1 pseudogene is annotated in these 429 nt (G+C 65.3%); it reads left to right on the top strand.

The features are described 5' to 3' along the window. A pseudogene (locus SB717_RS33830) lies at positions 1-414 on the top strand (hypothetical protein); the annotation flags it as partial. Positions 415-429: the final 15 nt, after the last annotated feature.

The raw sequence follows: 429 nt of genomic DNA, 5'->3' as shown, positions 1-429 counted from the left end.
GGCCTCATCGCCCTCGACACGATCGACCAGTGGAGCAACAACATCGGCATCGTCGCCTCGGCGATCGTGACGACGATCCTCGTGAACTGGGTCCGGCGCCGCGGCGGGGAGCTCGCGCGACACCTGAGCGCCGTATCGACCTTCAAGGTCGGAGCGCTGTGGGTGATCTTCACGGGCGTCGTCGCGCCGGTCGTGCTGTTCTACATGGTCTTCGAGAAGATTCGCGACCTCGTCACGGGCGGCTACGAGGGCTATGCGACGTGGTACATCGGCGTCGCCGGTTGGGGAAGTATCGTGCTCGCCCTGCTCGGCGCCATCCTCTTGCCGCTCGTCACGTGGCGCAACGATCCGGAGCGTTTCGACGAGTGGCCCTCGAAGAAGCAACTCCGCCTGAAGAAGGGGGCTCTGCTGTGAGCGCCATCGCGATCC

Source organism: Priestia sp. SIMBA_032 (assembly GCF_046535215.1).
GTDB classification, from domain to species: Bacteria; Bacillota; Bacilli; order Bacillales; family Bacillaceae_H; genus Priestia; species Priestia aryabhattai.
Note: the sequence above shows the minus strand (reverse complement) of the source record. Positions and strands in the feature narration are given on the sequence as shown.